Genomic DNA, 22,990 nt, shown 5'->3' on the forward strand with positions numbered 1-22,990 from the left:
GATTGCACTCCAGAATTGACGACAACTCAGAGCAGAGGTCGTCTCGATGTCCCTTCCAGTTTCCCTCAATTTTTTCAAGCCAGCAGCGCTGTTAGTGGCTATGGCGGCCGTGATGCCAGCTATCGCCCAGGAACAGATTCAAATACCGGGCATGAGTATGCCCGTAGCGGCTAGCACACAGCCCGAGGTGACGGTTAAGCCAACCCCCTCCCAAGAGACCGTTCCGGAACCACAGCAAGATGCGTCGGAGGAAAAACGCCCGCGCCTGGTTGCGGTTACTCCGGGCTCTATTGAAAACCCTAGCGTTCCGGCAAGTGTCGTTAAAAAGCCTATCCCTTCGCAGCCGATAGAGTCTCGTCAGGATGTGGTTGTTTCGAGTGGCACAAATACCCTTATCCCAATTAGCCGCGGACAAATGAACCGACTGGTCACGCCTTTCGAGAAGCCTAACGTGCAGACCGTAAGTGAGGCTGAGATCACGATTAAAGAGAACGTCATCTACGTCACCACCGGTGCAGATAACCCCGTAACCATGTACGTCACGCCTGATGAAGATCAGTCAGTAGCAATTTCCCTGACCTTGCTACCACAGAGTGTCCCGCCCATTCAGGCGAACCTGATATTGGCAAAAAACGTGCAGGGGTTGGCGAGCGGCATGCCAGTACCCTCGTCGCTTAACTACAGCGGCCAGGCGCGCAAGTGGGAACGGTCTCAACCTTACATGGACACTCTTCGTTCCCTGATGCGTGAGATGGCGCTAGGCAAGCTGCCACGTGGCTACAGCTTCGGTGTGCTCGCCAGCGGTAACAAAATCCCTGCTTGTGCGCAGCCAAGTCTTAGTTTCGATTTCAGCAAGTCTCAGGTGATCGAGGGTCACGACTTCAAAGTCTTTGTGGCCACTGCAGAGAACGTCTCCGCCAAGACTGTCGAGTTCGATCACGGGTCCTGCACGCACCCTCATAGAGCCGCTGTGAGTGCATGGCCAGATGAAGTACTCGAGCCCGGCCAGAAAACTGAAGTGTTTGTAGTCACTCGTGTTCCAACCGAAGTTCCACAAAGCTCAACCCGCCCAAGCCTGTTGCAGTAAGGGGACTGTCAGTGAAAGTGATTCAGCAACTTTTCGAAAAACTTACGCCGCGGGGCAAGCTCTTTCTCGCGATCGGCGGAACTGTTCTCGTCGTCGGTACTGTCGTTGGCGTGGCCATGAACGCGGCAACTCCTGAGCGAGTATCTCGAGCAGCCGCAAAACCTCAGGTCCAGGCTGTACTTACAGACGAAGATCCGCGTGGGCTGGGTATGGACTCTATCTCAAGTCAGCTGCGCCAAGTTCAAACTGCACTAAACCGTCTTGAGCGAATTAACGGTCAGAAGGAGAAGGACCATCAGCTCAAAAATACACAAGACAAAGTGAGCGGGCTGGAGCATGAGCTTCAGCAAATGCAGCAAGAAATGGCAAAGCTCGGTCGAGGGAACAAAGGTACTACTGAGAAGGAGGATCAAGCCTCCGACAACTCCGCGTCCAAGCAAGGACGATCACCCATCCCTCCTCGTGAACTGGCGTTCGTAAACAAAGCGACTAGCTCACCGGCTGAACTGACGGACGTTTATTCGAACCTGCCTCCAGAGGCGCCTATAGATCCGAAGTCGCGTAGTAGCGAGAAAAAAGAGGCACCAAAAATCCGGGTCATAAAGGCTAAGGAAGACGAAGGTAAAAAGGATAAGCCCCAGGAGCTTTCTGTGACGCTCCCAGCGGGTTCAATCCTGTCTGGCGTTCTTGTAACAGGCATGGATGCGCCAACAGGAAAGCAGGCCCAGCGTGACCCTTTTCCGAGCCTGGTCCGCATAAAAAATGAAGCAATCCTTCCCAACCGATTTAGAGCCGATTTCCGCGAATGTTTCATGATCGCCGGCGGCTGGGGCGACCTGAGCTCGGAGCGGGCATATATGCGCGCCGAACGCTTATCGTGCGTCCGCAATGACGGTTCGGTGTTGGAAGCCAGTCTCGAAGCCTACGCAACAGGTGAAGATGGGAAAGCCGGCCTGCGCGGCCGGCTGGTGAGCAAACAAGGCCAGATCATCGCGAGAAGCCTGGGGGCGGGCTTTCTTCAAGGTATAGCTGGAGCATTCAACGTCCAGAAGGTACCAACCATCAATGTCACCCGAGCTGGAGATAACGGGAAGACCGTAACACCAGTTTACGAGCAGGCATTCGATAGCAACGCGCTTCAGTCTGCCGGTTTCAGCGGCGCGGGTTCAGCCCTGGAGCGAATTGCTGACTTCTATCTGGAGATGGCCGAAAGCATCTTCCCCGTAATTGAAATCGACGCTATGCGCGAAGTTAATTTCATCGTCAACAAAGGCATGACTGTGAAGTTCAATGCAACCACCCTCAAAGTCACTGACGTAAATCAGTAAGGACATCGTAATGATTAAAAAAATTATCCTGGCGGTTGCTGTAGCTGCATTGACTTCGGGCTGTACCAGCATCATGGGCTTAGGCTCCGACGAATATGCATGTAAGGGGATGCCGAATGGCGTTACCTGCATGTCCGCAAAAGAAGTTTACTCGGCAACTGAGGGTGATGACTACAAAACCCAATTGAAACAAGAACAAGAAGGCGTCGACGCTAGTAGGGAAAAATCTACAGGCACCGTTGCAACGCGTGTGCTTATCGCAGAAGGATCGGACAACGCCCCGATGCCGATGAGAGCGAGAAATCCTCTGCCGATTCGCTCGCAAGCCGTAGTCATGCGCATCGCAGTCGATCCATGGGAGGACGATAAAGGCGATCTGTATGTTCCGGGTTTTGTATACACAGAAATTGAATCGCGGCGCTGGGAGATCGGAGCTAGGCAACCCGCCGCAGCAGTCACACTAAGACCACTGAATGTAAATAATAAATAAAAAAAAGCCTGCCTTGAGCAGGTTTTTTGCTCTCACAAATATGGAAGTGGATCGACTCATGATCAAACTATTCAGATCGCTCTTTAGTGCCAATAAAGTTGTTGCCATTACTTTTTTTTCACTTTTAAGCTCTCATGCTTTCGGTATTTGGGGTCAAGGTACGGTAGGTCCGCAAACTCCGGGTTTAACAATTACTGCGCCAACCAAGGTTACTGACGGTGATGACTTCACCGCTAACGTAACCTATCCGAGTAGAATTTCTGGTTGTAGCGTGATTGGATGGGGGGTGACACCCACTGTCGCTGCTAAGGTTATGTTTCGAGAGAAGGGGAGTAGTGATCTTTGGAATGAGTCGTGGGCCATGGTCAACGGATCGCAAGCTTGGCAGTTCACGTCATGTGGTGGAGCTACTCGCTCAATCTCCGTAGATAGCAACTTTGCAATGGCGGGTAATGAAAGACCTAAGTCAGGGCTATACGAACTTGCTGTGCAACTTGAATGGCAATTGAGATACAACGGCCCGATCTATAGAGATTATTCAAATATTTTAACTGTCGCTGTCGGTGCCACCAACCTTGCGCCCATAGCTCATGACGTTCCTTTAACCATTGCAGAGGACACCATTGGGAGTGTTTCTCTCTCCGCAACGGATATTGATTCGCCACAGCCAAACACCTTCGAACTGCTTTCTGCGCCAAGTAATGGTCAGGCAACGCTCAGCGGAACGACTCTCACCTTCAAGCCAGACCCTGACTGGAGTGGAGTTACGAGCCTGACTTACCGTGCGCAAGACACGGATGGGGCGTGGTCACCCCCGGCGACCGTTTTCATCACCGTGACCCCTGTGAATGATGCCCCGATTGCTCAGAATAAAGAGCTGATCCTCGCCGAAGACACCATTGGAACCGTGGTGCTATCAGCCACCGATATTGATTCGCCACCGCCAAGCATCTTTGAAATTGTTTCAGCGCCAAACAAAGGCAAGGCTTCGCTCAATGGATCAACTCTAACCTTTACTCCGGATCCTGACTGGAATGGTGCAACCAGTTTGACCTATAGAGCGCGAGATGCGGATGGGGCGTGGTCTGCTCCGGCAACCGTGGCGATTACCGTAACCCCGGTCAATGATGCTCCGGTGGCGCTGGCCAAGTCGTTGGTGATCGCTGAAGACACGATTGGTACCGTTACCCTGTCAGCCACAGATATTGATTCGCCACCACCAAGCATTTTTGAGATTGTTTCCGCGCCAAACAAAGGCAAGGCTTCGCTCATTGGATCAACTCTAACCTTCACTCCCGATCCTGACTGGAATGGTGCTACGAATCTGACCTATAGAGCGCGAGATGCGGATGGGGCGTGGTCTGCTCCGGCAACCGTGGCGATTACCGTAACCCCGGTCAATGATGCTCCGGTGGCGCTGGCCAAGTCGTTGGTGATCGCTGAAGACACGATTGGTACCGTTACCCTGTCAGCCACAGATATTGATTCGCCACCGCCAAGTACCTTTGAGATTGTTTCTGCGACAAGCAAAGGAAAAGCTTCGATCAGTGGGTCAACCCTGACCTTCACTCCCGATCTTGACTGGAACGGAGCAACCAGTTTGACCTATAGAGCGCGAGATGCGGATGGGGCGTGGTCTGCTCCGGCAACCGTGGCGATTACCGTAACCCCGGTCAATGATGCTCCGGTGGCGCTGGCCAAGTCGTTGGTGATCGCTGAAGACACGATTGGTACCGTTACCCTGTCAGCCACAGATATTGATTCGCCACCACCAAGCACCTTTGAGATAGTTTCCGCGCCAAGCAAAGGAAAAGCTTCGATCAGTGGATCAACTTTAACCTTCACTCCCGATCTTGACTGGAATGGTACAACCAGTCTGACCTATAGAGCGCGAGATGCGGACGGGGCGTGGTCTGCTCCGGCGAACGTGGCGATTACCGTGACTGCAGTCAATGATCCTCCGGTGGCTCAGGCTAAATCCTTGGTTCTATCCGAAGATACGATTGGCACCATTACGCTGTCTGCCACCGATATTGATTCTCCACCGCCAAGCATTTTTGAGATTGTTTCCGCGCCAAACAAAGGCAAGGCTTCGCTCAATGGATCAACCCTGACCTTCACTCCCGATCCTGACTGGAATGGAGCAACCAGTCTGACCTACAGAGCGCGAGATGCGGATGGCGCTTGGTCGCATCCTGCAACCGTGGTCATTACCGTAACCCCGGTCAATGATGCTCCGGTTGCGCAGGACAAACAGATGATCCTGGCTGAGGATACTGAAGGGGCCGTTCTGTTATCGGCCACCGATATCGATTCGCCGCCGCCAACCAACTTCTCAGTAGTTTCTCCGCCAGGTAATGGCAAGGCTTCGCTCAGTGGCTCAACCCTTACGTTTACCCCAAATCCAGATTGGAATGGTTCAACCAGTCTGACCTATAGAGCGCAAGATGCGGACGGGGCGTGGTCTGCTCCGGCGACCGTTTTCATCACCGTGACCCCAGTGAACGATGCACCGATCGCTCAGAACAAAGCGCTGATCCTCGCTGAAGACACCACTGGAACCGTGGTGCTATCGGCCACCGATATTGACTCCCCACCGCCAAGCATCTTTGCGATTGATTCAGCTCCCATCCAAGGTACCGCGTCTGTTAGTGGAACGATTCTGACTTACACACCGCCAAAAGACTGGAATGGCTCTACAGAATTAAGCTATCGCGCTCAGGATACAAATGGTGCCTGGTCTGAACCTGCAATTGTGGTGATTAGTGTCACATGGGTTAACGACGCACCAGCGTCAACAGGGGCCTTGATCAAGGCAAGTGAAGGGATGATTAGTGATCACGTTGCACCGTGGGTCATTGATGTCGATACGATCTATGGAGATATTCATACCTTTACCATAGAACAGCAGCCCTCCAACGGGTCAGCAAAGCTGGTGAGTGGCCTTCTGGAGTACACACCGAATCCGGCTTTTTACGGTAGCGACACTTTCATAATTAAAGCTACTGATAGTGAGGGCTTGAGTGTCGAAGGGCCAGTCACAGTCGAGGTAACAAAATTTAATTATAAGCCAACCGCAATAACACCTACTGAAGTTGAAATGTATTCTGGTATTGGTGGTACCGCTGAACTTAAAGTATTAGATCCGAATAAATGGGGGGCAAATACTCTGGAAATTGCCAGGCAACCTGCGCATGGCAATGTAACGATAAGCGGAATGAGCATTATCTACAAGACTGATGGAGATGCCGACACTTCAGTTTTAGTGCGCGCCACAGACCAAGATGGGCTTTATATTGAACAAGAGGTAGCTTTAAATTTTCTTCCAGCGTGGGATATGTTTAAAGATCGTACTGTTCAACCGAGTGCAGTCCGACCTAAAGTTCCGGCTGTCAAAGCACAAATGACGAACCGCTCGGGTCTTTATGCTCTTCAGATTCTTGATCATAAAATTATTGAGGCGTTAGGTTCTGAAATCATCGCCATTACGACTCCTGATAGTGAGGTGGGCGTAACACTGCAACATCGTGAATTGGCACAGGGAATTGGAATGCGGTTAGTGCCGCATAAGCTCACAGCAGATCTACTCGAGGCTCGCTTAGGTGGTTTGAAAATTGGTATTGATGGGATGGCTAGTGTCTATCTCAGCCGTGCAGATATGACGGGGCCTGTATATTCAATCCCCGTGCATGTGTGGGCACCGCAGGGCTCATTAACCGCCGACTCATGGGACATCCTGCAAGCCGCAGGACGCACCAGAATCAGCTTCACACCAACGAACAATGCATGCTTGGTCATGACCAATGAGACGGTAGTGAAGCCAAAAAATGTTCTTCAGGATCCAGCATGCTTCATCACATGGACGAAGACTCCTGATGAGTGGCGCAGCGCTGGAACCCTCGATAACTTAATGATGGACGCCGGTGGAGCAGCCGTAGGGAGTCAGACTGTTGAGGCTACTGCATATGTTTTTGACTCCAGCGGCTTGAAGCACAAGGTAGTGAGTTTCAGTCACCAACTAAACATTCTGCCTGTGGCCGATCAAGTCAGTTTTAGTTTAAAACCGGCTCCGAATGAGGCTTATCAAAAGGTGCAGCAACTCTCACTGTTGCTACGTCACATGGAAGGCCCTGTGTGTGATCCTACTGCGAGCGAAAGCTTTGCGAAGAAGACAGCTCAGCAGTGGTCGAGTCGTTCATCGTGCCTCATTCGTTGGATGCAGTTGCCAGAGGGAATGGCGCAAGAACGCAACAGTGTCACGCCACTCGTTGAGGGAGCAATGAACCTGCCGGGAGCAAATAACATCTCTTGGAAAGCCTCCATTTTCACCCCGAGCGGCCAGGAAATCGACATTGGTTACGGGGAGCACACTGTTATGGTTACAGAGCCGCCAGCGATCGAAGTTGAAATGCCATCGAGTAACCTGGTGAAAGAAGGGCTGTATTCGGTTTCACAACTCGGCGGATATGTTGGCAGCGCGTCTGTAGCTTCAATTGCAGCGTCGCTGGACGTGGTGATCAGCCGAGCTGAATCAGTAATCGAGCGGTCTACGATTCCTAGCTATGGTCGGTCTCAGAGGTTTACCCGCTACATTGAAGGAGTAGAGGCACCTCTGTGGAGCGTAACACCGTACACCGTTGACATTGGATACACCGCGTTACCAGAAACGCGTTCGATAAAAAAAGCGGCACTCCTGGCGGTCCCTCATGACAAAATTCTCCCTGTCATTCTCAACGATGAAAGAACGGTCTTGGATACGGTTAGTCTTCCAATCCGGGTTGGCATCAAAGATACCCGCTTCATGGAGGACGCATATCGCCTGAGCAGCATGGGTGACTGGGAAATTCGGCTTCTTTCGACGACTGCAGGTTTAAACTACGAGCCTATGACGAACTGGGAGCCCATTGACGATAATGGGCAAGTCGAATTTGAAGTCGCTCTTCAATCACTAACGAATAAAGCGGTTCGGATCATTGCTGAAGCTCGTGTGCGCTCACCTGTACCTGAGTTCGAGTTGATACGTGTGTCGGCCGCCCCAATGGTCCTATCTGTTCTCAATGGTGAATCCCTTGATGGTTCGATTCGGGCATTGCGCGTCATCGGTCCTGCACCTCTACGCAGTACCTTTTACGCGGTCACTACTGATCGTTACCAATCAGGTGATCTCGGTGAAGTGCGCTGGGAGATGAGCAAAGATGGTGGAGTTACCTGGGAGAACATTGAAGGTAATGCAAAGCTTCCGCAGCGGCTCAGTATGGTCTTTCAGCGAGGGACGTATCTGCTAAGGGCGGAGTTGACGAACCGCCACAGTGGTTCGAAATCCATGACTCCCACTATTGAAGTTGTCGCCTATGTCGTTCCTGTTGCCAGGCTGAAAGGCCCTGCGAACGTGTTCATCGGTGATAGCGGTACGTTCACTCTAACTGACCTAAAAGGTAATACGCTCGATACGACTGGGATGATAGTGGAATGGTCGGAGGATCGAGGTAAAACCTGGGCTCCAGGTCAGGGGTCTTATCGATTGGGTCGTGATGTTGCTGATCGTGTGTACCTCACGGCCAGGGTGAAATATTCAGACTCACCAGAGGATAAAAGGGTCTACAAAACCTTAAGGGCAGGTGTTGCGTTTAGGCCTGTTATGCCGCCTCGTGTCCAGATCATTGGACCGCGCCGTCCTGAAGTCGGAAAAGAGGCTACGTGGATTGCCAACTTGATGATGCCGTATCCGAAAATGGATGTGAAAATGGATGGGGAGTTTATCCTGCCTGACGGGACAGTCATCCGCTCAACTGAAGTGAAGTACACACCAACTCCGGAGGACAAGGAGAATGAGGAAAACTACATTGGTGTGCGATCTTGGATCAATGGCTACGAGGACCGTGGTGGTTTGGGTCTTACTCGGCACCGTTTGATCTTTTGGTCGTATGACTGGCCAGAATGGAAGATCAACTCTAAGTCCACAGCTCAGTATGTGCCGGCAGATTTGACCATGACGGCGCGCGCTCTTGGCTTGTTCCGTGAGTTCGAGGGATTGACCATCGAGTGGGATATCCCTCCTTACGCAGGTCTCGAAATGATCAAGGAGTCCAACCAGACCAACCGGATCGTTCGAGTAAAGGAACCAGGTGTTTACACATTTGGCGCCCACATTACCGACTCTCGGGGTAACTACAGCTATTCCGAAACCAAATTGGAGTTTTTTGAGCCGACTCCGTGGGATGTTAAATTGTCTTGGTTTGGTGATAACGATGCGAATCGCGCGCCTTTGGGCGTGCTCATTCGACCATCAATCACCGGCGGCCACCCAAAGGATAAAATCCTCCAAAAAACGTTCAGCCTGGATGGGAATCCGCTACCCAGCTCAGGTGAATATGGTCGCGCGACCCTCAAAGAGGATGGGGTGTATTCGGTGAAGTTGGATGTAGCCACTGCAATGGGGCAGACAGCGACAGGCGAGGCCAAAATTTCGGTGGCTAGGAACAAGCCTCCTGTCTGCAAGCTGGAAGTTGTAGTTGGACGAACCTCCTGGCTAGCAAAAGCAAACTGTACTGATGAAGATGGCCGAATGGCTAAAAACCTATGGTTCATCAATGGTGAGCAGCAGGCGCTGACGTCGAGCAACATCTCTGTATCGATGTGGCGTTATCCAAAAGGAGAGCCCGTAATTACCCTCGTAGGCATCGATAACTCCGGAGCTGAGTCGCCGCCAGTCTCTAACAAGTAATACAAAGGGCCGCACAAAGCGGCCCTTTTTAATTTCCGTCGAGAAATGTGCGTGAAAGCGAAACACCGGCTAACAGAAAGTATGAAAAATGTCTCCTGAGCGCAGCACCTGCGCATGTCAGTCCTCCAGGAGCAAGACCAATGCATGTCAACAAAGTAACTCTCCAAACACTGGCCGTAGTAGCCGTCATGGTTGTCGCAGGTACCGCTCTCGCGGGTACTGGTGGCGATACGTTCGATAGCGTGTGGATTACCATTACAGAGTGGATGAAAGGTACTCTGGGCCGCATTTTGATCGGCCTGATGATTCTTACCGGTATCGGGGCAGGCGTTCTGCGTCAATCACTCATGCCGTTCGTCACAGGTGTCGGCGGTGGGGTTGGCCTCTACGCTGCGCCGGAAGTTATCGAGTCTATATTGACTGCAACCATTCCTGGGGCCTCTGTCATCACCAGCGCCCTCCAAGCTATGCCTGTAGGCTTCTGATCTCAGGCAACACACATCTATCAAAGGCCTCTTTTTCCGACGCTAAAACGTCTTGAAAAAGAGGCCTTTTCTTTTACGGGCCAAATACTCTGAGTGCATCGACTCAGGAGGTACGCCCATGTTCAAACCAACACGAACCGTTCTTGCCATGACGCTGCTTGCGTTGGCGGGTACCGCATTAGCAGAAAGCCCAGCAGACAAAAATGCAGACAAGGTGGTGATGCTTCCCGCCTCAGCAATGCTCGCAATTGAAAAGAACGGCAAGTTCGCAGTTATAAGCGATACCGGCCGATTCATCATCCAGGGAACTGTGTATGACGTGTGGGCGAAGAAGGAATTGAAGACCATTGAGGACGCCCGAATCGCCGCCCACTATGTTCCAGTGGACAAGACAAACCTCGGCTTCAAAGATCTTGCTCCTCTCACTGTAGGCAACGGTGAGAAAGCAATCACCATGTTCTCCGATCCTGCGTGTGGGTACTGCAAGGAGATCATCCAACAAGCACGCGAATCCCTTCCCGAGGGCTATCGCCTTGACGTGCTAATGCTACCGCTGCTCAGCCAAGAGAGCGCGGTCCGCACCAAAGAGCTCCTTTGCGCAAAAGACAAGGTTGCAGCATGGAAGGCCGGAGCTACGGGCGATATGAAATCGCCGCTCGAACAGCTGCCCGCCGGGCAGTGTGATCTGGACGTGATCTCGAAGCGCCGGATGACTGCTCAATTTCTTGGCGCTAGAAATGTCCCTTTCCTCATTCGTGATGACGGTTTAACTCGAGAAGGTAAGCCTGAAGAAGGCCTGCGCGCTTGGATTGAAACAAACCGTACCCTTTAAGGAAGTCTGAAATGCTCAAATCGCTCATCCGATCAATACCTCGGCTTTCCAAGCTGATTAATGGCCTCGCCTATGAGCCGAATCTTTACTTGTTTCAGCTGGAAGGGAATCGCTTGGGTTTCGCTTTCTTATGTTCCCCTCTGTCGGGTTCAAACGGGGATGAAGGCGACCGTCTGAAGGCTGGTCTTACAGTTGATTGGCCTGAGAAAACAACTATTCAGTTCGGTCTGATTTGCACTGAAAATATCAATGAGATGAAGACGGGATTTCTTCGTCTGCGTCGTGCTTTCCGTGAGTCAGGTCGCACTGATCTTCCTGTTGAAACTCAAGCGCTGCTTGAGAAAGTGACGAACGCCCGGGCCGATTACTTCAGCGATCGAACAATGCGTCCGGTTGATTCAATCTCGGGTGTACGAATTCGTGAACAGAGCCTGGTCGTCTCCGTAACGTTTCCGATCGCCAATGCGCTGCCTACCCAAATAGAAACGAATGCGGCGAAGGAGCTTTTCGACGGACTGCGAACTTCGTTGGACAGCTGCAACCTCGCACCTGTACCCCTTACAAACGATAGCTACAAGGAAATATTCTCCTCAATACTGAATCAAGGGCCAACAGCCTCGTGGCGTGAGGACCCGGACATGAAGGCCGATATAGACAAGCCGCTGAATGAGCAAATTCTCGACTTCAACCGTAGCCTAGACGTAAAGAAAGACCACCTTCAGATTGGTGAGGATTGTTACGTCAAAACGCTTTCGGCCAAGCGGTTTCCTGATGTCATGTGGCAGGGCGATGCCTCTCAGTACCTCGCTGATATTTTGTCTCAGCGAGGCGGTATTCGAGGTAACTGCGTTATCAATATGACCCTGTATTTTCCACCCCAACTGGAGACGAAGGACAAGCTTTCGAAGCGTCGTCAATGGGCAATCAATCAGAGCTTCGGCCCGATGGTGCATTTTGTACCTGTTCTACGGAAGACAAAGGAAGCCTATGACACGCTGTTTGAGGATCTCGACAAAGGTCTGCCAAACGTTCAAGCGACGATGACCCTTGTGGTATTCGGTCAGAACAAGGAAGACTTAACTCAGGCAGCCTCGAGTGCAAAGAGCCATTTTGCAACGCAGGGCTTCAGCCTCATGGAGGATAAATTCTGTGTGTTGCCCGTATTCGTGAACTCTCTGCCTATGTGCGCAGATCCCGATGCGATGAAAGAGCTGTTTCGGTTTAAGACATTGAGCCTCACCCAGGCTTTGCCGCTTCTTCCAATCTATGGAGATTGGAAAGGAACAGGGACCCAGGTTGCCCCATTCATTTCCCGAAATGGTCAGCCTGTTAGTTTCAACCTCTTTGATTCCGACACCAACTACAACGGTATGATCGCCGCCCAGTCGGGCTCTGGTAAGTCGTTTGCTACCAACTATCTCATCACGTCCTACCTGAGCATTGGGGCGAAGGTTTGGGTTATTGACGTGGGCCTTTCTTACCTCAAACTCGCGGAGGCCTACAAAGGTGACTTTGCACGCTTCGACCAAGAGTCGAATTTGTGCCTTAACCCTTTCGAGCTGATCGAGGACTTCAGCGAAGAAGAGGATGTTCTGGTTGGGCTGCTTTCCGCTATGGCTGCCCCTACCGTGCCTCTGATCGACTTCCAAACAGCCGGACTCAAAAGACACCTGACGGGCTGCTGGGAACTGTTGGGCAAGAAGATGATTGTCGACAACATCGCTGACGCACTCCTTAGCGATTCGGATATGCGGATCCAGGACATCGGCCATCAGCTTTTCGCGTTCACTTCAAAAGGGCAGTACGGTCGCTTTTTCAACGGCAAAAATAACCTCAACTTCAAGAACCCCTTCACGGTTCTAGAGCTCGAGGAGCTTAAAGGGCGTCAACACCTGCAACAAGTTGTGCTCCTTCAGCTCATCTTTCAAATCCAGCAGGACATGTACCTTGGTGAGCGTGACCGACCGAAAATTGTGATCATTGACGAAGCCTGGTCGCTACTCTCCCAGGGCAACGTTGGTGAGTTCATCGAGCATGGTTACCGGCGATTCCGTAAGTATGGCGGTAGTGCCATTGTCATTACTCAAGGCGTCAATGACCTCTATCAGAACAAGGTCGGACAAGCCATCGCTGAAAACTCCGCATTCACGCTGCTGCTTGGCCAGAAGGCCGAAGCTATTGATGCTATCCAGGAGAACAAGCGTTTGCCTTTGGGTGAGGGTGGGTACCGCATCCTGAAGACGGTTAAATCGTATAAGGGTCATTACTCCGAGATATTCATGCTCACCCCCCGCGGTGCCGGCATTGTGCGACTAACGGTGGACCCATATTCGATCCTCCTCTATTCGACCGCGCCCGAAGATGTGCAAGCGATCCGAAATTACACACTCACCGGCATTCCTCAGGATGAGGCGATTCTCCGCGTACTCCGTGATCGAGGTGTCGAGTACAGCCCTGATCCGGCGGAAGTCGCGTAATGGCGTTGTGGAACCCCTTCAGCATCGAGGCCAAAGTGCGAAGGGCTATGGCTAAGGTTGAGCGCGATCGAGCTCCGAAGCGAATCTCGGCAACCTTTCTCGGCAAAGGCCTTCTCTACTCTGCAATCGTGGCCGGCGGAGTTGTACTACTGGCATCCCGCTACTCCATCGCTATCGCTAGCCAGGACTCCCTGTGCTTACCCCCATACAGGCTATGGATCATCGACAAAACAAAGTCGGACCTGGTGCGAGGGGAAATTTATGCCTTTCACTCAAAAGGTCTGAGTCCGATTTTTGATGACGGCACGATCATCGTGAAGGTGCTGGAGGGCATGCCAGGTGATCTAGCGAGGGTTAGGCTGGATGAAACAACTATCAATGACGTGACCGTCGCCCAAGGGCTTCAGGTGGCCAGCCAGCACGGGATAGACCCAGGGAAGTACGTTCGAGAGGGGGTAATAGGGCAGGGTAATTACTGGTTCTTTGGCCGCACTCCAGACTCTTTTGACTCCCGGTACTGGGGCTCAGCATCGACAGATCAAATCATCGGGAAGGCATATCCAATATGGTGAAGAATCAATTAGCCATCTGCATTGGGATGGCCTTCGGCTGCGCGATGGCCATCGCAGGCGACGATCTTGGAATTCGCAAGTACGACATCCATGAGTTCAATCCCGTACTTCTCGAGCAGGTGAAGGAAATCAGCCGTAACTCCAAAGCCGCGCGCGAAGAAGTGAGTGGTATCGCAGACATGAGTTGGGTGAGTGAGATGGCCGAAAACGCCATTGCTCAAGCTAATGATGAGGAAATCCTGGGGGGCGATTTTCCGCTCGGTAGCGCTGATGACCCGGAGCGTGAGAAGAAACACCCCTTGGGAGAAGGAAACCGCACCCTGATTTTCGTGTCGTGGTCGCTGGGCACAACTGCCATCAAGGACATCCTCATTTCATTTGACGGGATGCCAGGCATTGGCATTGTCTTTCGTGGCATACCTAACGGCATGTCGATGGGCGACGCTGTATCTAAAATGCATCTGCTCACGCAAGAAACACACAGCACTGTCACAGTGCTGCTCGATCCGCTCGCATTTCAACGTCATAGCGTTTCAGCCGTCCCAACAGTCGTCATAGAGTCTCCGAATGATGTTCTGGTTGCCAAAGCTGTTGGGTCCTCTTCTGTCACCTACATCGAGGCGGCAGTAAAGGATGGTAAGCGAGGTGATTTAGGAACTATTGGCTCTACACAGGAAATTATGGAGCCTGACCTCATGGATGTTGCGAAACAACGCATCGCTGAACTGGACACTGATGCCATGAAGGAGCGAGCGATATCTCGGTTCTGGGATAACCACAAAGGGCATCCACTGCCGCCGGTAACGAAAAGTGCGACACGCTTTGTCGATGCGTCTGTAATCGTTCCCGATGACATTCTCGACAACATGGGAAGGGTTGTTCAGAAGGCGGGGAGAATTAATCCACTCGACATGATGCCGTTTGACCAGAAACTGGTAGTAATTGACCCGACGCAATCTTGGCAAGTTGCGCTCGCAAAGCGTGAGTATGCGGCTCATGCTGCGAACCTAACCGTTACCGTAATGGCGACGCAGATCCCCACTGATTCTGGTTGGGACTTGTTCAATAGCGTGCAAGACCGCCTCGACGCCCCCCTCTACCTGCTGCCTCCCGATATGGCAGAGCGTTTCCAAATCCTCAGAGCCCCATCTGTCGTAACTGCTGACACGAAGAACTTCATGGTCCGCGAGGTTGATCAAACAACGTTCGAGGAGGCTAATCGTGAGCATCAATAAGGTGATGTGCGCAGCGTTGTTGGTATTTGCATCAATGCTTTCCCTTCCAGGGCTAGCAGCGGAGGCTTCTTCCGGCGAAGTGATGTGTGAGGATTCAGGGCTATTTGGGCCCAAGTTGTTCACTGACATCTGTTGGGCGTGCCTTTTTCCAATTCGCATTTCTGGTGTGCAAATAACCCCTGGTACTGCGCCTGCGAAAGCTACAAAAATGGTCTTCTGCGCCTGTCAGGAAGGTTCCTCCCCGATCTACAAGCCAGGCATCATCACTGCAATGTGGGAACCTGCACGGATGGTTGAAACTGTCCGTAAGCCAGGTTGCTCGCCAACTCTGGGCGGTGTAACGCTACCGCTTGGCAACAAACGAAGCTATGGGAGACTACGGCAGGACAATAGTACCCAGACTGGTCAGGCGTCAGGGTCGTTCTATCACGCGCATCTGTATGCCTTCCCGTTACTTCAGATCCTCGATCTCTACACGCCTACCAAATGCAATCCGGATGGTTATCTTGACCTCGATATTCTCTCCTTCACCGAGATCGATCCAACCTGGAACAACGGCACGTTGGCTTTCTTCCAGCATCCTGAGTCCGCGGCCGTAGCCAACCCGATTGCTATCGCCGCCTGCGCAGCTGAGTCGGCTCTCGTCACCGCTCGAAAGGAGCCTCTTGAGTCGCTTTGGTGGTGCACCGGAACGTGGGGGAGCATCTACCCATTTGCCGGTGTAACTGTGGCACAAGATGCAAACCGGACCACGGCGTTACTTGCTGCACGGGTGATCGCTCAGCAACATCGAAGAGGCCTTGCTCGGCGCACCATGGGTGATGAGAACGTCTGCAAAGCGGGGATCTACCCCACGATTCCTAAAAGTCAGTATCGGGTCACTCAGTTCTGGCCAAAGTCTCAGAACAGCCGAGCGATGTGGCTCGGTGAGCCCCCTCAAACCTGGGAAGGTGGGCCTAGCCGGCATGTGCCTGGAACTGGAAATGATGCCATGTACATGTTTTGGCGCTGGACCGATTGCTGTTCGAAGCTCTAGCGAACCGTTCTAATGGAGATTCCGCCTGTAAGGGCGGATTTGCGATTGTATGAATGACTTTCTAATGTTGTACCTCCCCCCAGTTTTGATTCTGGGAGTTTTTGCGGGCATCGCTCACATGCGACTCCTTGAATATCCTGCATACCGGGGGTGGTGGGGGGAGTACAAGGTGAACTTCATGCTTCGGTTATGTCTTAGCGGCCAGTACAAGGTGTTCGCCAACGCGATCTATCGGGGCAAGACAAAAGAAGAGTCGACACAAATTGATCACGTCATTGTCTCGGTCTACGGGATCTTTGTACTGGAGACAAAGTGTTTCAAGGGTAAAATCATAACTGACCCAGAAGCACCTGAACTATGGTTGCAAATCGTCGGCCGAAGGAAATACCGTGTTCAAAACCCTTTGATGCAGAACTACTCACACGTCAAGGCCGTTCAGAAAGTTACTGGTGTTCATTCTCAGAAAATTCACAACTACGCAGTCATGGCCGGGCAAGCCAAATTTACCTATGGAATGCCTGAGCGGGTCTACAGTATTTGGGGCGTGATTCGTAAAATACAGTCCTTCAAAGCCCCGGTTTTTTCCCGGGGACATGTAGTATCAATTTGCCGGTCACTGAGCGAGCGCAGAATTAAGGGTGGTTATTGGGCTGCTAGGCGTCATGTAGAAAAGCTAAAGCTTCGGGACGGCGTGGGTTCTAAAATAGGCCATATAGGTAGAAACCGGGAGGAACACCTATCGTCCCCCCAACAGGAAAAGCAGGTGTGACAGCTACGGCCCCAAAGCACCTCATTACCTTGCACATCCACTCGTCATTCTCCAGCTCCTCAATCCATAATTGAGCGACCTAGCGGAGAGGATTCGCACCTAGCTTGCGGCTCATGTTCGTCCTGGCGCATGCAGCAGTACGATTATCGAGCATCATGTACTTTCTAAAAAAAACGCCCCGCAATGCGGGGCGTTTTCATTACCGGAGCTGTCAGGCAACCGCTTCATCAGGAAGAGCGTCCAAAGCATCTGCATTGCCATCTGGCTCGATGTAGCCCTTGGCTTCACGGTCTTTCTTCTCTGCGTTGACGCTGGCTTCTGCCTTTTCGATATCCTCCTGAAGCTCTGCAACTTTGCTGGCGTAGGCTTTTGCTCGAGCGCTCTGACCCAGGCCAACCAGTGAGCGGATTAGCCGCGCCATTTGGTTGCTTTTGCTGGCGCGGAATTCATCAGCTTCGGAGCTATCAATCTTTTCATGCAACCAGGCAGTATCGACCTGAATAATCAAGTGGTCGAATGCATGAAGCAGACTGCTCATCCGCTTGATTTCCGGGCTGGTGATCTCGAACTCACGAGTCAGTGGGGAGCTGTACCCGGCAAGCTCTTTGATTCCTAAGCTCTTCAGAAGAGCATCCATCCGCTCAGACTCGTCACGCACGGCTACTTCCATGCGCTCAATCTTCTTCGAGACAGCCTCTACTACCGCTTTGTGATCAAAGGTCTTGAGGCGTTTAGCCAGCTTTCGCGAGGTAACGTCGATGATGAAGAGGGATGTCATGAGGCTATCGAATCGGTTACCGGCGAAGAACTTTGCCTGCTCCGTGTTCAGTATCATTTTGCCTTTGAGTGATGGCTTCGAATATTGGTATTTGGTCGGTTGTGGTTGATCGGTGGCCATTGGCGATTTCTCCGGATGTTGGTGGCCAGACTATTGCACCAGCTTGCGGAGGCTCTGTTTTTCGATTTCGCGCACGAATTGCGTCGGAAATTGACATGTGTTTTTTTCGGTTGACGACAAGCTGAAATGGCGGTGAGAATTGCAGCACTCATCGGCTAAAGTCGATTATGAATTTGCCTCCTGGAGGCTATTGACCCTACGTGTCAGCATGCTGCTGTCACTGGTACCCATGACGTGTATGCGTCTGGGAGCAAGCCAAGCTGAGCTTATCAGCTTAAAAACCAAGCCTACGCTCGCGTAGCGCTAATCAAAGAAGGAAGCCCTTGGGCTTCCTTTTTTTGTGTCAAAAAACCCTAACGGGGATCTCCCGTTAGGGCGTTCTCCGTTTCAAAAATATGGAGAACTGAAAAATGGCATCTACGACCCTCAAAGTTAAAGTGCTGACCGCGTTTGGCTTTCTCGTTGCAACGTTGGGAGCTGCATACGCACCGGAGTTTGCAAAGCATGTTTTGCCTTTGGCACTCTGCGTTTTTCTCGCTGTAGTGATTCTGAATGGTAAGCAGATTCTGCTTGGCTCACTGAGTTACCTGCGCGGTTGTTTGAAGGCTTCGACTCCTCAAGCTACCAAGACTTTACCCAACGCCCGTTGGTGTAACAGCGTCGACTATGACAACTACTACATTCCTTCGTACCTGCGTCGCCAGGGAGAAGCGAAATGATCCGTGTTGACTTCGATGTTCCAAGCTACCTCCGTCTTCAACAGGGCCTGTGCATCGTTTCGGAACGCCTGGCTCATAAGCTTCCCGAGGCAGAAACCAATGAACCGATGAACCAGGCGCTGGAACCGGTGGTGATTAACAACTTCTACCGGCCGCAGGGCCGTCACCAGGTTGCATTGATCGATAAGCAGCAGCAGGGCGAGATAACAGGGGAGTTCATTCCCCGCGATTCCCAGCCCGAGCATCAAGAACCCGCTCCAGAGATCAGAGTTGCCGAAGGCGATGATGAGCTTGATGGGTACGCTCCTGAACTGAATTTTCAAGGCGTTGTTGGTAAGTCTGTGACCGGCGAATACCGCGGTTCAGGTTTCGCGCATTACCGGTTTCTCAGGAAAAATGGAAAATCGTTCTTCCTGCGTATCGGTGAGCACCTGGTTTGGGGAGTCGAGCTTAACGCTCAGCTGCGTCAGTCAGGTGCGCAACAAGGTGACAAGATCTCGCTGACATTCCTTGGAAAAACCGCTGTGAGTGTCCTCAAAGATGTGATTGTCGACGGTCAAGCAGAACAGGAGTGGATGGATACACATCGAAACTCTTGGCAAATCAAGATCATTAAATAGCCAGCAAATGCGCCCTAAGGGGCGCATTCCAATTCCACGGAGGTACACATGTCCCAAAACTCAGAAGGCAATTACGCCCCAGAGAAGAAAGATGTGCTGGTAGCTGCTGATGGCCGCTGGCATGACATTTACACGAGCCTCGCACCTTCCCTGGTGCCGGCACACAAAAAAGCAGGCCGGGGTGTTTCATGCCCGGTGCATGGTGGAGAGGACGGGTTTAAGATTTTCCGTAAGACGGCTGTATCGTCAAGCGGAGGGATCTGCCGTACCTGTGGTGTCAAAGCTGATGGCATAGCTCTTCTAATGTGGGTGAACCACTGGAGTTTCCATCATGCTTTACAGGAAATCGGAGCGTTGCTTCGGGTTAAAGATCCGTATGGACGCAGCGCTGATGGCTTTAGCCCAAGCGTTGTAATCCGTAAGGACCCAGCCCCAGCCAAGCTAGAGCCTTCAGATGATTGGCTGCGTGAAGCTATGCGCAAACTGTGGATGGGTACCGTTCCTCTAACACATCCATCAGCGGAGCCAGCAAGGCTCTATCTTCGCTCTCGAGGCATTCTTGCTTGGGATCGAACCGAGCTGAGCCGTTACGTTCGCTTCCACCCGGCATTGACCTACTTGGACAAAGCCGGCAAGCGTTCTAAGCATCCCGGGATAGTGTGTTCGCTCATCGATCCAGAGGGCCAGGCTGTGACCATCAACCGTCACTACCTGACAGTAAAGGGTGAAAAAGCAGACATCGCTGAACCAAAAAAAATGTTCCCAATTCCCAGCAACCGCAAGCTCCCTGGTTGTGCTGTACCTACATCACAAACGAGTGAAGTCTTGAATGTATGTGAGGGATTGGAAACGGCTCTGTCGGTAGAAACAGCCATGGGCATAGCTGTGTGGCCCTTAGTGAATACATTCCTGATGGAGACCTTCGTACCGCCAGCCTGCACCAAAGCAGTCCGAATTTGGGCTGACAAGGACCGTAAGGAGGGTGGCCAAAAAGCCGCATCCGTGTTGAAAAAACGTCTGTGGGAAATGGGGATCAAGGCGCAGATAATGTTGCCGGATATGCCCATCCCTGACGGCTCCAAAAGTGTCGATTGGAATGACGTTCTTCGTGAGCGTGGTTCTATCGGCTTCATCGGCCATGAGGTCTATCGCGTGCAGCGATAGGCCTCTGGCCTTCCCATACCCCTCTTCTTTTTCCGACCATAAAAGCGCTTGAAATCGCGACCTTCAGCTTTGGCCAACGCTCACAATTCGAGCATCCCCATCTTGGCCAGACGGACTCATGACGCCCCTTAAATTTCCCATCTTATTGCTTGCTGCCGCTATTAGCAGCACTCCCCTTGCGGAAGGGATCCAACCCGCCGAACCGAAAACACCCCAAGTAGCAGGATCTTCGTTCTATCAGGATAAAGAGCGCGGCTGGTTCTGGTATGAAGAGCCGCCTCCAGAAAAGGAACCTGAAGAGCTCAAACCCCCAGTAGTACCTCCGGCCCCCCCTCCAGCAGTAACGGAAATCATGGTGCCCCCTGCGCCCGAACTACCTCCGACCGGCACTGTGGCCTGGATACGCGAGATGCTTCCGAAAATGCGTGACGCAGCAATGGATAGCCCAACCGAGGAAAACGTTAGCGCTTATTTTTGGGCCAACCGAATCATGATGGACAAGGCCGAGCTTTTCTCACGTCGAACGGTTGACGTGATCCGAAATGACCCTCTGCTCGACGAGGATATGCGTTATCCAGCTTCCAACGCTGCCTCAGATGCTTTGGCAACTGCGGCCGGCAAGCAAAAAGAAACGTTGTTGAAGCAAATCGCTGGAAGCTCCGCGCTGATGTTCTTCTACAGCGGAAATGACTGCATTTTATGCGAGCAGGCCCTAGCCGCGGTCTCAGCTCTTGAGTTCAGGTACGGATTTACTGTGATGCCGGTCTCTATGGACGGGGCTCCTCTTCCTGGCGGCAAGTACCCGAACACACAGTACGACACTGGGCTCGCGGAGCAGCTGGGCATCGTCACTTCACCTGCATTAGCCCTAGTTGTCCCTCCGAGTGACGTGAAGATCGTGAGCTTCAGCACCGTGTCAATGGAGACGGCAACTACGCGAATTCTCATCGCCGCGAACGAAGCGGGACTGATTTCCGATCAGGAATACAACGCTACATCTCGCCTTAACACAATGGGGTTAATCGACGCCACGAAGCTGGCTGACGCCCCGCAAGATGCAACAAAGGACCCTAGAAAATTCGTGAATCGGATGCGCGAAGAAGCTCGCCGCGCCTTTCAAAAAAACAACGGAGGTGGACAGTGAAAATCAAACCTATCGCCCTTGCTGTAGCCCTGTTCGTGTCGCCTTTTGCGGCTCAAGCGAATATTCAACAGCAGGTTAATGAGATGTTCAGTGGCATGATCAACGTCACCAACCCTGGGGCATATAGAACCGCCACTCGCGGCGTTGTAACCGGTGGTTCTGTTGTTCTACGGAATCGAATATCCACTGCCAATCTAATCAGTATTACGCCTCCAAGCGCAAAAGGGGGCTGTGGGGGCATCAATCTTTACAGTGGCTCGTTCTCCTTTATCAACGGTGAGGAGTTCGTAGCGCTTATGAGGAACGTAGCGTCAAACGCAGCTGGCATTGTCTCCGGTTTTGCTTTTGAGCTGGCGCTGGATGCAATGGATGCTCAGACAGGTGGTGTCATCCGCAACCTGGCCAACAAGATCCAGTCACTCAATCAAATGTTTTCCAACAGCTGTCAGTTGGCGAGCGGTTTGGTAACGAATGCAAAAAAGGCATATGAAGAGAGCACTGACTTCAAATCCGCGATGACAGCCTTTGGCTCGAACGTCTCATCCGACTTTTTCACCGCAAAATCCACGAAAGAGGACTCTCCGGCTAGCCGCATCACGTCTGCTGGAAAAGCGGTCCAGTGTGAGAACACCGGGAACGTACTTTGGTGCGCCATGAAGAAGTCTGGTCTCCAGTCTCAAATTCTTTTCGGCAGCGACGAAAACGCGGAGTTCGTCATGTCAATGGTCGGCAGCTACAACGTGGTGCTCACTAACGATGACAAAGGAGGAAAAAACTTCGCAGCGCAGCCTATGCCCAAGTTGATCACCGGCGAAGGCCTGAAAATTCTTGTTGAAGGCTCTACCAACCTTGATGTGAAGGTGTATCAGTGTGGCCAGAACGATCCGGACTGTGCTGACCCGAACGTTCGTACCCTCACTAGTTTCAAGGGGCTCGAAACACGAATCCTGGAGGATCTGAAGAACAATGGAATCCTTGAACGATTTGCCAACGGTACAGCTACGACTGCTGACGGAAATCGTATTGCTTACCTAGCCTCAAGCCGCGTGGGTGTAAATCTGATGAAGATCACCCAGAAAGCCGGCGCTCAATCTGGCTACGACTATCTGGATCAGTTCGCCAAGAAGATTGCTGCAGATGCTTCGATGAGTCTTATCTATCAGCTTCTTGGGCATACAGAGAAAGGCCTGACCAGTCTGAATATGGCGGACGCAGGGAAGGTGATTGAAGATCTTAGGGCTACCAAAGGCGAGCTCATGGATGAATATCGCTCCTACATCGAGGAGGCGATGAAAGGCAAAGATGCTGATGGCCAAGCAGAAAAAATGCTCCAGATGGCTCCTGTTTTCGATAGCGGAACCTTGCCCCAAGGGACCATCAACGATAACGCAGGCGCATAGGGAGGAATTC

Annotated in this window: 17 protein-coding genes; 16 read left to right on the forward strand and 1 reads right to left on the reverse strand. The window is 52.0% G+C overall.

The window, feature by feature from the left end; all coding sequences use genetic code 11:
- The first annotated feature begins 46 nt into the window (after positions 1-46).
- The 11 genes from HBO19_RS27300 to HBO19_RS27350 all read left to right on the forward strand — a co-directional run bounded on the left by HBO19_RS27300 (position 47) and on the right by HBO19_RS27350 (position 17,035).
- On the forward strand, positions 47-1,087 hold the full coding sequence (locus tag HBO19_RS27300; protein WP_047229980.1) for a type-F conjugative transfer system secretin TraK: 1,041 nt from the start codon (positions 47-49) through the stop codon (positions 1,085-1,087).
- An 11-nt stretch (positions 1,088-1,098) separates the two neighbouring features.
- A complete protein-coding gene (locus HBO19_RS27305; RefSeq protein ID WP_047229981.1) occupies positions 1,099-2,415 on the forward strand; it encodes a TraB/VirB10 family protein in 1,317 nt (438 codons plus the stop codon).
- A 10-nt stretch (positions 2,416-2,425) separates the two neighbouring features.
- Positions 2,426-2,905, forward strand: a complete 480-nt coding sequence (gene traV / locus HBO19_RS27310; RefSeq protein ID WP_047229982.1) for a type IV conjugative transfer system lipoprotein TraV — start codon at positions 2,426-2,428, stop codon at positions 2,903-2,905.
- 58 nt (positions 2,906-2,963) lie between these two features.
- Positions 2,964-9,629 (forward strand): Ig-like domain-containing protein, encoded by a 6,666-nt coding sequence (locus HBO19_RS27315; RefSeq protein WP_170058667.1) that lies wholly within the window; start codon positions 2,964-2,966, stop codon positions 9,627-9,629.
- 140 nt (positions 9,630-9,769) lie between these two features.
- On the forward strand, positions 9,770-10,114 hold the full coding sequence (gene traA / locus HBO19_RS27320) for a TraA family conjugative transfer protein (protein ID WP_047229219.1): 345 nt from the start codon (positions 9,770-9,772) through the stop codon (positions 10,112-10,114).
- Positions 10,115-10,232: 118 nt separating this feature from the next.
- Positions 10,233-10,946, forward strand: coding sequence for a DsbC family protein (locus HBO19_RS27325; protein ID WP_047229218.1), 714 nt, complete (start codon positions 10,233-10,235; stop codon positions 10,944-10,946).
- Positions 10,947-10,957: 11 nt separating this feature from the next.
- Complete coding sequence (traC, locus tag HBO19_RS27330; RefSeq protein ID WP_047229217.1) at positions 10,958-13,423, forward strand: type IV secretion system protein TraC; 2,466 nt, start codon at positions 10,958-10,960, stop codon at positions 13,421-13,423.
- Positions 13,423-13,995 (forward strand): S26 family signal peptidase, encoded by a 573-nt coding sequence (locus HBO19_RS27335; protein WP_052915341.1) that lies wholly within the window; start codon positions 13,423-13,425, stop codon positions 13,993-13,995. The genes traC and HBO19_RS27335 overlap by 1 nt, the downstream gene beginning before the upstream one ends.
- On the forward strand, positions 13,989-15,230 hold the full coding sequence (locus HBO19_RS27340) for a TrbC family F-type conjugative pilus assembly protein (protein WP_047229216.1): 1,242 nt from the start codon (positions 13,989-13,991) through the stop codon (positions 15,228-15,230). The genes HBO19_RS27335 and HBO19_RS27340 overlap by 7 nt, the downstream gene beginning before the upstream one ends.
- On the forward strand, positions 15,217-16,266 hold the full coding sequence (locus HBO19_RS27345; RefSeq protein WP_052915339.1) for a TraU family protein: 1,050 nt from the start codon (positions 15,217-15,219) through the stop codon (positions 16,264-16,266). The genes HBO19_RS27340 and HBO19_RS27345 overlap by 14 nt, the downstream gene beginning before the upstream one ends.
- A 49-nt stretch (positions 16,267-16,315) precedes the next feature.
- On the forward strand, positions 16,316-17,035 hold the full coding sequence (locus tag HBO19_RS27350; RefSeq protein ID WP_047229215.1) for a nuclease-related domain-containing protein: 720 nt from the start codon (positions 16,316-16,318) through the stop codon (positions 17,033-17,035).
- A gap of 211 nt (positions 17,036-17,246) precedes the next feature.
- Here HBO19_RS27350 and HBO19_RS27355 read toward each other — a convergent pair whose 3' ends face one another.
- Positions 17,247-17,933 (reverse strand): DUF1845 domain-containing protein, encoded by a 687-nt coding sequence (locus tag HBO19_RS27355; RefSeq protein WP_047229214.1) that lies wholly within the window; start codon positions 17,931-17,933, stop codon positions 17,247-17,249.
- 410 nt (positions 17,934-18,343) lie between these two features.
- Between HBO19_RS27355 and HBO19_RS27360 the strand changes: the two genes are divergently transcribed.
- From HBO19_RS27360 to HBO19_RS27380, 5 genes are all read left to right on the forward strand, one after another.
- Positions 18,344-18,652, forward strand: a complete 309-nt coding sequence (locus HBO19_RS27360) for a hypothetical protein (RefSeq protein WP_047229213.1) — start codon at positions 18,344-18,346, stop codon at positions 18,650-18,652.
- On the forward strand, positions 18,649-19,272 hold the full coding sequence (locus tag HBO19_RS27365) for a hypothetical protein (RefSeq protein ID WP_047229212.1): 624 nt from the start codon (positions 18,649-18,651) through the stop codon (positions 19,270-19,272). The genes HBO19_RS27360 and HBO19_RS27365 overlap by 4 nt, the downstream gene beginning before the upstream one ends.
- A gap of 48 nt (positions 19,273-19,320) precedes the next feature.
- Positions 19,321-20,436 carry a toprim domain-containing protein gene (locus tag HBO19_RS27370; RefSeq protein ID WP_080962922.1) on the forward strand — a complete coding sequence of 372 codons (1,116 nt, stop codon included), beginning with the start codon at positions 19,321-19,323 and terminating at the stop codon, positions 20,434-20,436.
- A 118-nt stretch (positions 20,437-20,554) separates the two neighbouring features.
- Positions 20,555-21,580: a conjugal transfer protein TraF gene (gene traF / locus HBO19_RS27375; protein ID WP_047229211.1), complete on the forward strand. Its 1,026-nt coding sequence runs from the start codon at positions 20,555-20,557 to the stop codon at positions 21,578-21,580.
- On the forward strand, positions 21,577-22,980 hold the full coding sequence (locus HBO19_RS27380; protein ID WP_047229210.1) for a conjugal transfer protein TraH: 1,404 nt from the start codon (positions 21,577-21,579) through the stop codon (positions 22,978-22,980). The genes traF and HBO19_RS27380 overlap by 4 nt, the downstream gene beginning before the upstream one ends.
- The last annotated feature ends 10 nt before the right edge of the window (positions 22,981-22,990 follow it).

The organism is Pseudomonas sp. WS 5021, from assembly GCF_012985535.1.
Classification (GTDB): domain Bacteria; phylum Pseudomonadota; class Gammaproteobacteria; order Pseudomonadales; family Pseudomonadaceae; genus Aquipseudomonas.